Below are 14,457 nucleotides of genomic sequence, written 5' to 3' on the forward strand. Positions count from 1 at the left end.
CGTGACCGGACAACAGGAGCCGACGCAGATGCGCAACGAGGACAAGCTCCGTGACTACCTCAAGCGGGTCACGGCCGATCTGAAGCTCGCCAACCGGCGCCTGCACGACGTCACCGAGCGCCGCGCCGAGCCGATCGCCGTGGTGTCGATGAGCTGCCGCTTCCCGGGCGGGGTCGCCACCCCCGAACAGCTCTGGGACCTCCTGGCCGACGGCCGGGACGCCGTATCGCCGTGGCCGGCCGACCGCGGCTGGGACCCCGACCTCTACGACCCGGACCCCGAGCGGGTCGGCCGCAGCTACGTCCGCGACGGCTGCTTCCTGACCGACGCCGCCCAGTTCGACCCCACCTTCTTCGGCATTTCGCCGCGCGAGGCCACCGCGATGGATCCGCAGCAGCGGCTCCTGCTGGAGACCACCTGGGAGGCCTTCGAGCGGGCGAACCTCGACGCGGCGGCCCTGCGCGGCAGCAAGACCGGCGTGTTCGTCGGCGCCAGCAACCAGGGTTACGCAGGCGGGATGGTCACCGCGCCCGAGGGCTTGGAGGGGCTGCTGCTCACCGGCGGCTCGGCCGCCGTGCTGTCCGGCCGGCTCGCCTACACGTTCGGGCTCGAAGGCCCGGCCATCACCGTCGACACGATGTGCTCGTCGTCCCTGGTCGCCCTGCACCTGGCGGTCACCGCGCTGCGCAACGACGAGTGCTCGATGGCCCTGGCGTGCGGCGCGACCGTGATGGCGAACCCGCGCAACTTCATCGAGTTCAGCCGCCAGCGCGGCCTGTCCGCCGACGGCCGCTGCCGCGCGTTCTCGGCCGACGCCGACGGCACGGGCTGGGGCGAGGGCGTCGGTGTCGTCCTGCTGGAACGGCTGTCCGACGCGCGCAAGCACGGCCACCCGGTGCTCGCGGTCATCCGCGGCACGGCGATCAACCAGGACGGCGCGTCGAACGGCCTGACCGCGCCCAACGGGCTTTCGCAGCAGCGCGTGATCGAAGCGGCGCTGGCCAACGCGCGGCTCGCGCCCGAGCAGGTCGACGTCGTCGAGGCGCACGGTACCGGCACCAAGCTGGGCGACCCGATCGAGGCGCAGGCTCTCCAGGCGACCTACGGCCGGGACCGCTCGCGGCCACTGCTGCTGGGCACGGTGAAGTCGAACATCGGCCACACCCAGGCGGCGTCCGGGCTCGCCGGGGTGATCAAGATGGTCCTGGCCCTGCGCGAAGGCGTCCTACCGAAGACGCTGTTCGTCGGCGAGCCGACCCCGCACGTCGACTGGACCGACGGTGCGGTGTCGCTGCTGACCGAGCCGGTCGAGTGGCCCGAGACGGGTGCGCCGCGCCGGGCCGGGGTGTCGTCGTTCGGCGGCAGCGGCACCAACGCGCACGTCGTGCTGGAAGGCGTCACCGAGGAACCCGCCGACGTCGAACCATCCACTGTGGACACCGCGGTGTGGGTGCTGTCCGGCCGTTCCGAAGCCGCGTTGAAGGCCCGTGCGGCGGAGCTGGCGTCGCTGCCGGACGCGAACATCGCCGACGTCGGCTGGGCCCTGGCCCACACGCGGTCGGCGTTCGAGCACCGTGCCGCGGTGGTCGGCCGGGACCTGCCCACCCTGCTCGCGGGCGTCCGCGAGATCGCCGAATCCGGCACGGCCGCGGGCCTCGGCGGCGAGGCCCAGGCGGTGGGCGGCACGGTCCTGGTGTTTCCCGGCCAGGGTGCCCAGTGGGCCGGCATGGCCGTGGACCTGCTGAGTGCGTCGCCGGTGTTCGCCGCCCGGATGGCCGAGTGCGAGGCCGCGCTGGAGTCCTTCGTGGACTGGAAGCTGACCGACGTCCTCGGTGACGCGGCGGCCCTGGAACGGGTTGACGTCGTCCAGCCGGTTTCGTGGGCGGTCATGGTGTCGCTCGCCGCGCTGTGGGCGGCGCACGGCGTCACGCCGGACGCCGTCGTCGGGCACTCCCAGGGCGAGATCGCGGCCGCTGTGGTCGCCGGTGCATTGTCCCTTTCGGACGGAGCCAAGGTCGTTGCCCTGCGCAGCAAGCTGATCGCCGGCCGGCTCGCGGGCCTGGGCGCGATGGCATCGGTCGCGGCGCCGGAAGCTCAGGTCGAGGCGCTGCTCGCGGACGGGGTGTCGATCGCGGCCGTCAACGGCCCCGCGTCCGTGGTCATCTCCGGCGAGATCGCCGCCGTCGAAGAAGTCCTCGCCCGCGCGGAGGCCGACGGCCTGCGCGTGCGCCGCATCCCGGTCGACTACGCCTCGCACTCCGCCGTGGTCGAGGTCCTGGAGACCGAACTCCTGGAAGCCCTGGCCGACCTCGAACCCCGTGCCCCGCAGGTCACGTTCGTCTCGAGCGTCACCGGTGAGACCGCGTCGACCCTCGACGCCGCTTACTGGTACCGGAACCTGCGGCAGCGTGTCCGCTTCCAGGACGTGACGCGGACGCTCATCGCCGAGGGGCACCGGTTCTTCGTCGAGTCCAGCCCGCACCCCGTGCTGGGCGGCGGCATCCAGGAGACCCTCGACGACACGCTCGACCCGGGGGCGGCGGCCGTCGTCGGCACCCTGCGTCGCGGCGAGGGCGGCCTGCCCCGGTTCCTGACGTCGGTCGCGCAGCTGTGGGCGCAGGGCCGTGACGTCGACTGGGCGGCCGTCCACCCGCACGGCCGCCCGGTCGCTTTGCCGACATATCCCTTCCAGCGGCAGCGCTACTGGCTCGAGACGCCGGTCGAAACCACCGTGGCGGACGACGGGTTCTGGACCGCCGTCGAGGACGGTGCCCTCACCGACGAGCTGGGCGTCACCGCCGAAACGCCCTGGCAAGACGTGCTGCCGGCGCTCACGGACTGGCGTCACCGCCGCACCGAGCTGTCCACTGTGGACCAGTGGCGCTACCGGATCACCTGGCACCCGGTCGCCGAACCGACGCCGGCGCTGACCGGGACGTGGCTGGTCGTCAACGCGCCCGACGTCTGCCTCGACGCCCTGGAAAAGGCGGGCGCGCAAGTCCGCACGCTGCGCGTCGACGAGTCCGACGACCGCGCGTCACTGGCCGAGCGGCTGCACGGGGCCGACCTAGCCGGTGTCCTGTCGCTGCTCGCGCTGGACGAGCACAGCCACCCCGAACACCCGGTGCTGTCCCGGGGGCTGGCGGCGAACCTCCTGCTGTCCCAGGCCCTCGGCGACGCCGAGATCACCGCACCCCTCTGGCTGGCGACCCAGGGGACAGCCGTCGTCGTGCCCGGCGACGAACTGCCGCGCCCCGGCCAGGCCACGACGTGGGGCCTCGGCCGGGTGCTCGCCCTCGAACACCCCGACCGCTGGGGCGGCCTGGTCGACCTGCCCGAGACCTTGGACGAGCAGGCCGCGGCCCGGCTCGGCGCCGTCCTCACTGGCATCGGCGACGAGGACCAGCTCGCCGTCCGCGCGACCGGCGTGTACCAGCGTCGCCTGCGTCGCGCGCCGGTCGAAGGCATCGCTCCGGAGTGGCGGACGAGTGGGACCGCGCTCATCACCGGCGGCACCGGCGGGCTCGGCGCGCACGTCGCTCGCTGGCTCGTGGGCCGCGGAGCTGAGCATCTAGTGCTTACCAGCCGCCGCGGACCGGACGCGCCCGGAGCGGCCGAGCTGCGCGAAGAACTCGAGGTGCTAGGCGTCGAGGTGACCATCGCCGCCTGCGACGTCGCCGACCGCGAGGCACTGTCTTCGCTGATCAACGGCCTGTCGAACGTCCGCGCGGTCGTCCACACCGCCGGCGTCGGACTCTTGGCGCCGCTGGCCGACACGACGTTGCCCGAGTTCGGAGAGGGTGCCCGCGCGAAGCTCGCCGGCGCCCGTCACCTGGATTCTCTCTTTGCCGACGCCGACCTCGACGCGTTCGTGCTGTACTCCTCCGTCGCCGGCGTGTGGGGCAGTGGCGACCACGGCGCGTATGCCGCCGCCAACGCCTTCGTCGACGCGCTCGCCGAGAGCCGCCGCGCCCGCGGCCTCGCCGGGACCTCGGTCGCCTGGGGCATCTGGGCGGGTGACGGCATGGTCTCCGACGTCGTCGCCGACCAGCTCAAGTGGCGCGGAATCCCGTTCATGGCGCCGGAACCCGCCCTGCTCGGCCTCGGCCAGGTCCTCGACCACGATGAGCCGTTCCTCGCCGTCGCCGACATCGACTGGGAGCGGTTCGTCCCGGTCTTCACCGCCGCCCGCCCGCGACCGCTGCTGTCCGAAGTGCCCGAGGTCGCCGCCGTGCTGGCCGCCGCCTCGGAGGTAACCGAAGAGCAGACCGGCGCGGCGGGTGCGTTGCGGGTCAAGCTGTCCGCACTGTCCGAACCGGACCAGGACCGCGAACTGCTCGGATTGGTCCGCAAGCACGCGGCCGCCGTCCTCGGCTACGCCGGACCGGACGACGTCGACGCCTCCCGGGCGTTCCGCGAGCTGGGCTTCGACTCGCTGACCGCCATCGAACTGCGCAACCGGCTCACCGCCGTCACCGGCCTGAAACTGTCCGCCACCCTGGTCTTCGACTACCCGAACGCGACGACCCTCGCCCGGCACGTCCGCACCGAAGTGCTCGGCGCCCCCGCACCCGCGGTGGCCGCCTCGGCGGTCGTGACCGACGAGCCCCTCGCCATCGTCGGCATGAGCTGCCGGTTCGCCGGCGGCGTCGGCAGCCCGCAGCAGCTGTGGGAGCTGATGGTGGCCGAGGCCGACGCCATCGGCGAGTTCCCCGGCGACCGCGGCTGGCAGCCCGGCACGCTGTACGACCCCGACCCGGACCGCGCGGGGCACAGCTACACCCGCGCCGGCGGGTTCCTCTACGACGCGGCCGAATTCGACCCGGGCTTCTTCGGCATCAGCCCGCGCGAAGCCCTCGCGATGGACCCGCAGCAGCGCGTCGTCATGGAAGCCGCGTGGGAGGCCTTCGAAGACGCCGGCCTCGGCCAGGCCGCCGTCCGCGGCAGCCGCACCGGCGTGTTCGTCGGCGCCAGCGGCCACGACTACGGTCCCCGGCTGCAGGAAGTCCCCGAAGGCGTCGAAGGGCACCTGGTGACCGGCGGCACCGGCAGCGTCACCTCCGGCCGCGTCGCCTACACCTTCGGCCTCGAAGGCCCGGCGGTCACGATCGACACCGGCTGCTCGTCGTCGCTCGTCGCCCTGCACCTGGCCGGCCAGGCACTGCGGTCGGGGGAGTGCGACCTCGCGCTGGCCGGCGGCGTCGCGGTGATGTCGACGCCGGCGCCGTTCGTCGCGTTCAGCCGCCAGCGCGCGCTGGCTGCCGACGGCCGCAGCAAGCCGTTCTCCGCCGACGCCGACGGCATGGGCCTCGCCGAGGGCGTCGGCATGCTGCTCGTCGAGCGGCTGTCCGACGCCCGGCGCAACGGACACCGCGTGCTCGCGGTCGTCCGCGGCACCGCGACCAACCAGGACGGCGCGTCCAACGGCCTCACCGCGCCGAACGGCCCGTCGCAGCAGCGCGTGATCCTCTCCGCACTGGCCGCGGCCGGCCTCGAACCGTCCGATGTGGACGCCGTCGAAGCGCACGGCACCGGTACGACTTTGGGCGACCCGATCGAGGCGCAGGCCCTGCAGGCGACCTACGGGCGCGACCGTTCACGGCCGCTGTGGCTCGGCTCGGTCAAGTCGAACATCGGGCACAGCCAGGCCGCCGCGGGTGCGGCCGGGGTCATCAAGATGGTCCTCGCCATGCGCCACGGCGTCCTGCCGCGGTCGCTGCACTCGGACCGCCCGTCGCCGCACGTCGACTGGTCTTCCGGAGCCTTGGAACTGCTCACGTCGGCGACGCCGTGGCCCGAGAAGCCGGGACCGCGCCGTGTCGGTGTCTCGTCGTTCGGTGTCGGCGGCACCAACGCGCACGTCGTCCTCGAGCACGATCCCGCTCCCGAGCCCGCCTCTTCGCGGGAGCCCGTCACCGGGCCCGTGCCGTGGGTGCTTTCGGCGCGCTCGGCAGCCGGTCTTCCGGCCCAAGCACAGAAACTGTCGGCGGTCGCGGGTGAGCTCGACGTCGCCGACGTCGGCTGGTCCCTCGCTTCGACGCGGACCGCGTTCGAGCACCGGGCCGTCGTGCTCGGCGACGACCGTCCGGACCTGCTGAGCGGTCTGCGTGCCCTCGCCGCCGGGACGCCGAGCGCGTCGGTGGTCACCGGAGTGGCGGGTCCGGCCGGGCGGACGGTGTTCGTGTTCCCTGGCCAGGGTGCGCAGTGGGCCGGGATGGCTGTGGAGCTGCTGGACTCGTCGCCGGTGTTCGCCGAGCGGTTCGCGGAGTGCGCGGCGGCGCTGGAGTCCTTTGTCGACTGGTCGCCGTTCGACGCCCTGCGTGAGTCGACGCTGGAGCGCGTCGACGTCGTGCAGCCCCTGTCGTGGGCGGTGATGGTTTCGCTGGCCGCGTTGTGGCAGGCGCACGGCGTCACGCCGGACGCCGTGATCGGGCACTCCCAGGGCGAGATCGCCGCGGCGGTCGTCGCGGGTGGACTGTCCGTTGTCGACGGTGCCCGGGTGGTCGCGCTGCGCAGCAAGGCGATCGCCGCCGGCCTGGCCGGCCAGGGCGGAATGGCTTCCATCGCGCTCGACGCCGAGCACGTCGAGAAGCTCCTCGGGGAGTGGGACGGCCGGATCTCGATCGCGGCCTACAACAGCCCGTCCTCGACCGTCGTGTGCGGGGAACCCGGTGCCCTGGACGAACTGCTCGCCCAGTGCCAGGCCGACGGCGTCCGGTCCCGCCTGATCCCGGTCGACTACGCGTCGCACTCGGCGCACGTGGAAGCGATCGAGAGCGAACTTCGGGACGTGCTCGCCGCGGTCGAACCGCGGACCGGCGAAGTCCCGTTCTACTCGACGGTGTCGGCCGAGCCGATCGACACCGCGACCCTGGACGCCGGTTACTGGTATCGCAACCTGCGGCAGCCGGTGCTGTTCGCGCAGACCGTCGAGTCGCTCGGGCACGCGGTGTTCGTCGAGGTCAGCCCGCACCCGGTCGTCTCGTCCGCGATCGCCGAGGTCGTTCCCGGCGCGATCGCCGTCGGCACGCTGCGGCGCGGTGAGGGCGGTTTGACGCGGTTCCGCACGTCGCTGGCCGAGCTGCACGTCCGCGGCGTCGACGTCGACTGGGCACCGGTGTTCCCCGGTGCCCGCCCGGTCCCGCTGCCGACCTACGCCTTTCAGCACCAGCGTTACTGGCTGGACGCTCCCGTGCGCGGCCACCGGCCGACGAAGTCCACTGTGGACGACTGGCGTTACCGCGTCGAGTGGATCCCCCTTTCCGTTGCGTCCGGGACGGTCGTCGCCAACTGGCTGGTCGTGGCCCCGGCCGGTGCCCCGGACCTCGCCGGCGGACTCGGCGCACGCCTGCTGGAACTTCCGTCCGATGTGGACCGTGCGCGGTGTGCCGAGCTGCTTCGCGAAGCGGGGCCGTGCGAGGGCGTGCTGTCGCTCCTGGCCGATCTCGAGCCGAACCTCACGCTGCTGCACGCCCTCGGCGACGCCGGGATCGACGCACCGCTGTGGTGCGCCACGAGCGGCGCGGTCAGCACCGGCGCGACCGACCCGATCCGCGCCACCGACCAGGCTTTGACCTGGGGCTTCGGGCGGATCGCGGCCATGGAGTACCCGCAGCGCTTCGGCGGGCTCGTCGACCTCCCGGCCGACCTCGACGCCCGCGCTATCGCCCGCCTCGCCGCCGTGCTAGGCGCGCCGGGACCCGAGGACCAGGTCGCCGTCCGCGCGTCCGGGGTCTTCGGCCGCCGGTTCGTCCGCGCGGAGCCGGCTCGCGCCGAACAGCCGTGGACGGTGTCCGGAACCGTGCTGCTCACCGGCGGTACCGGCGGTATCGGCGCGCACCTGGCCCGGTGGCTCGCCCGGGCCGGCGCCGACCGCCTGGTCCTCACGAGCCGGCGCGGCCGGGACGTTCCCGAGCTGACCGCCGAACTCGCCGACCTCGGCACCGAGCTGACCGTCGTGGCCTGCGACGTCGCCGACCGCGCGCAGCTGGCCGGCCTCCTCGACGGGCTGCCGGACCTGACCGCGGTGGTGCACGCCGCCGCCGTGCTCGACGACGGCGTCCTCGACAGCCTCACCCCCGAGCGGATCGCGCGCGTGCTGCGGCCCAAGGCCGAAGCCGCGCGGCACCTGCACGAGCTGACCGCGGACCGCGAGCTGGCGGCGTTCGTCCTGTTCTCCTCGCTGGCGGGCACGCTCGGCGGGCCGGGCCAGGCGAGCTACGCGGCGGCCAACACCTACCTCGACGCGCTCGCCCGCGAACGCCGTGCGGCCGGACTGCCCGCGACTTCGGTGGCGTGGGGAGCGTGGAGCGGTGGCCGCGGCGAGGGGTTGGCCGAGCAGGGCCTGCCCGCGATGGACCCGGAACCGGCGCTGCACGCGCTGGGGCAGGCCTTGGCCGACGACGAGATCGTGCTGGCCGTCGCCGACATCCGCTGGGACCGCTACCGCAAGACCCTCGCCCAGGGCCGGCCCAGCGCCGCCCTGCTGGGCATCTCCGAAGCCGCGGCGCCGGAAGCCGTCGAAACCGGCTGGGCGCAGCGGCTGACCGGGCTCGACGTCGCCGCACAGCACCGGCTGGTCCTGGAACTGATCCAGGCCCAGGCCGCGGTGGCGCTCGGCTATTCCTCGCCCGAGGCCATCGAGCCCGACCGCGCCTTCCGCGACCTCGGCTTCGACTCGCTCACCGCCGTCGACCTGCGCAACCGCCTCGGCGAGGCCACCGGCCTGCGGCTGCCGGTCACGCTGGTGTTCGACCACCCGACCGCGGTCGCGCTCGCCGAGCACGTCCGGCGCGAGCTGGCCGGGGACACCGTGGTCGAGGCGGCGGCACCGGTGGTCGTGAACACCGACGAGCCGATCGCGATCGTCGCGATGTCGTGCCGCTACCCGGGCGGCGTCGCCGACCCCGAGGACCTCTGGCGGCTCGTCGCCGACGGGGTCGACGCCGTCGGCGAGTTCCCTGCCGACCGCGGCTGGGACCTCGACCGGCTCTACGACCCGGACCCCGACAAGCCGGGCACGTTCTACACGCGCGGCGGCGGTTTCCTGCACGACGCGGCGGACTTCGACCCGGCGTTCTTCGGGATCGCGCCCCGCGAGGCACCCGCGATCGACCCGCAGCAGCGGCTGCTGCTGGAGACGTCGTGGGAGGCCGTCGAACGCGCCGGCATCGACCCCGCGGTGTTGCGCGGCAGCCGGACCGGCGTGTTCGTCGGCTCCAACTACCACGACTACGGCGGCCGGCTGCGGCACGCACCCGGCGAGTTCGAGGGGCACCTGGCGACCGGGAGCGCGGGCAGCGTCGCGTCCGGCCGGATCGCCTACACCTTCGGCTTGGAAGGCCCGGCGGTCACGGTCGACACGGCGTGCTCGTCGTCGCTGGTGGCGCTGCACTGGGCGGTCAAGGCCCTGCGGTCCGGCGAGTGCGACCTCGCGCTGGCCGGCGGCGTCACGGTGATCTCCGCGGTCGACACGTTCGTCGAGTTCAGCAGGCAGCGCGCGCTGTCGCCGGACGGCCGCTGCCGCGCGTTCTCCGCGGACGCCGACGGTGCGGGCTGGGCCGAGGGCGTCGGCATGGTGCTGGTGGAACGGCTGTCCGACGCGCAGCGGCGCGGGCACCCGGTGCTCGCCGTGGTGCGCGGGTCCGCGGTCAACCAGGACGGCGCGTCCAACGGCATGACGGCGCCGAGCGGACCCGCGCAGCAGCGCGTCATCCGCGCCGCACTCGCCGACGCCGCGCTGACACCGTCCGAAGTGGACGCCGTCGAAGCGCACGGTACCGGGACGACTCTGGGCGATCCGATCGAGGCGCAGGCGCTCATCGCGACCTACGGCCAGGACCGCGACCGGCCGCTGTGGCTGGGCTCGGTGAAGTCCAACATCGGGCACACCCAGGCCGCGTCCGGCATCGCCGGCGTCATCAAGATGGTCCAAGCGCTGCGGCACGGCGTCCTGCCGCGCACGTTGCACGCCGAGACGCCGTCGCCGCACATCGACTGGACCGCCGGCCGCGTTCAGCTGCTGTCCGAGCCGGTCGAGTGGGCGGCGAACGGCCACCCGCGTCGCGCGGCGGTGTCGTCGTTCGGAGTCAGCGGCACGAACGTGCACACCATCCTCGAAGAGGCTCCCATCGCGGACGAGCCAGCGGAGGTCGCTACGCCGCAACGGTTCACGGCCTGGCCGGTGTCGGCCCGATCGGAAGCCGCGTTGCGTGGCCAAGCCCGCCGGCTGCTGACGTTCACGGAGTCCGAAGTGGACACCGCCGACGTGGCTCGGTCGCTCGCCGTCCGGGCGAAGTTCGGTCACCGAGCGGTGGTCGTCGGCGAAAGCCTCGGCGAACTGCGCGACGGATTGGCCGCGCTGGCCGCGGACCGGCCCGTCCACACCGTGCGAACCGGCCGGACGGCGTTCCTGTTCACCGGCCAGGGCGCGCAACGGCTCGGCATGGGCCGCGAGCTGTACGAACGGTTCTCGACCTTCGCCGACGCCTTCGACGCGGTGTGCGAGCACTTCGACGTCCCGCTGCGGGACGTCGTGTTCGGCGACGACTCCGCGCGGCTCGACCGGACCGGGTTCACCCAGCCCGCGCTGTTCGCCCTCGAAGTGGCGTTGTTCCGGCTCCTGGAATCCTGGGACGTCCGCGCGGACTTCCTCGCCGGGCACTCCATCGGCGAACTGGCCGCCGCCCACGTCGCCGGGGTGCTTTCCCTGACGGACGCGGCGAAACTGGTCGCTGCGCGAGGCCGGCTGATGGAAGCCTTGCCCTCGGACGGGGCCATGGTCGCGATCGGCGTCTCCGAGGCCGAGGTCGTCCCGCTGCTCGACGAGCGCGTGTCCTTGGCGGCGGTGAACGGACCCGAAGCCGTAGTCGTTTCGGGCGAGACCGACGCCGTGCTGGCGCTGAAGGAGCACTTCGCCGCGCTCGGCCGCAAGACCAAACGCCTCGACGTCTCACACGCGTTCCACTCACCGTTGATGGACCCGATGCTGGCCGAATTCGCTTCGGTGGCCGAGGGACTGACCTACCGGCAGCCGGCGATCCCGGTCGTGGCGGCCGGAGACGTCACGACGCCGGAGTACTGGGTGCGGCACGTACGGGAGGCCGTCCGGTTCGCCGACGGCGTCGCCGCGCTGGTCGCCGACGGCGTCACCCGGTTCGTCGAGCTGGGCCCGGACGCGGTGCTCGCCGCGCTCGTCCCGGACTGCGCCGGCCCGGCCGAAGTGAGCGTGGGATCCGTGCTGCGCAAGGGCCACGACGAGGAGCGGTCGCTGCTGACCGCGCTCGCCGGGCTGCACACCGCGGGCGGCGACGTCGACTGGGCCACGGTGCACGGCCGTGGCCGGCACGTCGAACTGCCGACGTACGCGTTCCAGCGCGAGCGGTACTGGCTGGCCGCCCCGGCCGCGCCCGGCGACGTCACCGGCGCCGGCCTCAGCGAACCGGGACACCCGCTGCTGGGCGCGTCGGTCGCGCTGGCCGGTTCCGACGGCGCGCTGTTCACGAGCCTGTTGTCGGCGTCGAGCCACCCGCTGCTGGCGCAGCACGTCGTGCTCGGCAGCGTCCTGCTGCCCGGGACGGCGTTCCTGGAGCTGGCCGTGCACGCGGCGGACCAGGTCGGCTGCGAACGCGTCGAGGAACTGACCCTCGCGGCGCCGCTGGTGCTGCCGGAAACCGGCGGCGTCCGGCTGCAGGTCGCCGTCGGCGGGCCGGACCGGTTCGGCGGCCGCTCGATCGACATCTACTCCCGCGCCGACGGCGCCATGGAGGACGAGCCGTGGACGACGCACGCGAGCGGCACCCTCGCCGCGGTGGCCGCCCCGGCCGCCGGTGACCTCACCGGGACGTGGCCGCCCGCCGGCGCCGAGCCCATCGACCTCGACGGGCTCTACGACCGCATCGCGGGCAACGGGTTCGACTACGGGCCCGCGTTCCAAGGGCTGCGCCGGGCGTGGCGCGTCGGCGAGGAGATCTTCGCCGAAGTCGGTCTGCCTGAGCCTTCGGTTGCCGAAGCCTCTCGCTTCGGCCTGCACCCGGCGTTGCTGGACGCCGCCCTGCACACCGTCGCGTTGCGGGACCAAAGCCGGGCGGTCCTGCCGTTCGCTTGGGCCGGGGTGACGCTGCACGCCCACGGCGCGTCGGCGCTGCGGGTGCGTGTCACCGGGCAAGGCGACGACACGGTGTCCCTGGCGGTGGCCGACCAGGACGGGCTGCCGGTGGCGACCGTCGGCTCGCTGACGCTGCGGCCGGTGTCGGCCGAGCAGCTCGACGTCGCGCGGTCGGCGTACCACGAGTCGTTGTTCCGGGTGGGCTGGGTGATGGCCCCGATCACGCCGGTCAGCCACTCGGCGGCCGAACGCTGGGCGGTCGTCGGGGTGGACGTCGGCGTCCGCGTCACCAAGGCGTTGGGGACCGCGGGCGTCCCGGTGGAGTCCTACCCGGACTTCGACGCGCTCGAAGCGGCCGTGGTGGCAGGTGCCCCGGTGCCTGAAGTGGTCGTGGTGACCAGCGGGCCGCACGAGGACGAGGACGTCACGCGCGCGGTCCGGACCGCCACCCACGGCGCGCTCGAGCAGGTGCAGGAGTGGCTGGCGAGCGCCCTGTTCGCCGGCTCGCGGCTGGTGTTCGTGACCAAGGGCGCGATCGCGACCCGGGTCGGCGAAGGCATCACGGACCTCGCTACGGCGGCGGTCGTCGGCCTGGTCCGCTCGGCGCAGTCGGAGAACCCCGGCCGGTTCGTCCTGGTCGACCTGGACGACCGCGAGGTCTCGTACGCGGCCCTGCCGTCGGCTGTGGCCTGCGGCGAGCCGCACGTGGCGGTCCGGATCGGCGCGATCCAGGTGCCGCGCCTCGCCCGCGTCCCGGCGACGAGCCCGGCGCCGGTAGCGGCGTGGGACCCGGAAGGCACGGTGCTGATCACCGGCGCGACGGGAACGCTCGGCACGCTGGTCGCCCGCCACTTGGTGACCGCACGCGGCGCGCGTCGGCTGGTGCTGACGAGCCGTCGTGGCCCGGCGGCGGAGGGCGCAGCCGAGCTGGTCGCGGAGCTGACGGCGTGGGGCGCGGAGGTGACGATGGCCGCGTGCGACGTCGCCGACCGGGATTCCCTGGCGGCGTTGCTGGCGGCGATCCCGGCCGACCACCCGCTGACGGCGGTGGTGCACACGGCGGGCGTGCTCGACGACGGCGTGGTGTCGGCGCTGACGACCCGCCAGCTCGACACGGCGCTGAGGCCCAAGGTCGACGCGGCGTGGCACCTGCACGAGCTGACGGCGGGGATGAACCTGGCCGGGTTCGTGGTGTTCTCGTCCCTGGCGGGCACGTTCGGCGGAACGGGCCAGGCGAACTACGCGGCGGCGAACGCGTTCCTCGACGCACTGGCGCACGTCCGCCGCGCGCAGGGGTTGCCGGCGTTGTCCCTGGCGTGGGGCCTGTGGGCCGAGCGCAGCGGGATGACGGGCAAGCTGGGGGAGGCGGACTTGTCGCGGCTCGCGCGTGGCGGCGTCGAGCCGATGCCGTCGGACGAGGGTCTCGACTTGTTCGACGTGGCGTGCGCACTGGACGAGGCGGTGCTGCTCCCGGTCCGCCTGGTGGTGGAGGCGATGCGCGACCGGGTGGGTGAGGACGCGATCCCGGTGATCTTGCGCAGCTTGATCCGCACCCCGGTCCGCCGAGCGGTCCGGCCGGCGTCGATCGACCCGGTGGACAGCTTGACGCACCGCCTGGCGGGCATGTCGGAAGCCGAGCGCGACGGAGCATTGCTGGACCTGGTCCGCACGCAAGCGGCAACGGTGCTGGGCTACGCGGGCCCGGACGCGATCGAGCCGGACCGCGGGTTCCTGGAACTGGGCTTCGACTCGTTGAGCGCGGTGGAGTTGCGGAACCTGCTGGGGGCGGCGACGGGGTTGCGGTTGCCGGCGACGTTGCTGTTCGACTACCCGTCGACGACGGTGCTGGTGGAGTACTTGAGGTCCGAGCTGGTCCCGGACGTCCCGGCGGCGATCCTGCCGGCGTTGGCGGAGCTGGACCGGGTGGAGTTCGCGTTGCCGGAGCTGCTGGCGGATTCCCAGGCCCGGGCGACGTTGGGGTCGAGGTTGCAGGAGTTGCTGGCCCGGGTGAACGGAGCATCGGGCGCGGCGACGGCGGTGGAGGAGAAGCTGGAGTCGGCCACGGACGACGAGATGTTCGCCCTGATCGACGAACTGGACCTCGACTGAAGCGGAGCACCCGACCGGACGGCACAACCGGACCCCCAGCCGGATCTCGTGCCGTCCGGCGCGGTCGCTCTGCGGGCCGCCTAGCGCTTGCGCTGCGGGCCGAGCCCGCCCGGCCGGGGCGCGCCTGGTCGGCAGAATCTCTTCGCCCCCGCGTTCTGCCGGGCCGATTGCCTCCGCACGCTGGCCGAACCACGCCTACAGGGCCCACTCCCCGGCCATTTTCCCGCCCTGCGGGGCGCCCC

1 protein-coding gene is annotated in these 14,457 nt (G+C 73.7%); it reads left to right on the top strand.

Annotated elements, in window-relative coordinates; genetic code table 11:
* The first annotated feature begins 1 nt into the window (after nt 1).
* Nucleotides 2-14,215 (top strand): type I polyketide synthase, encoded by a 14,214-nt coding sequence (locus ACIQWX_RS27265; protein ID WP_400876830.1) that lies wholly within the window; start codon nt 2-4, stop codon nt 14,213-14,215.
* Nucleotides 14,216-14,457: the final 242 nt, after the last annotated feature.

This window comes from Amycolatopsis sp. NPDC098790 (assembly GCF_044759945.1).
Taxonomy (GTDB): domain Bacteria; phylum Actinomycetota; class Actinomycetes; order Mycobacteriales; family Pseudonocardiaceae; genus Amycolatopsis.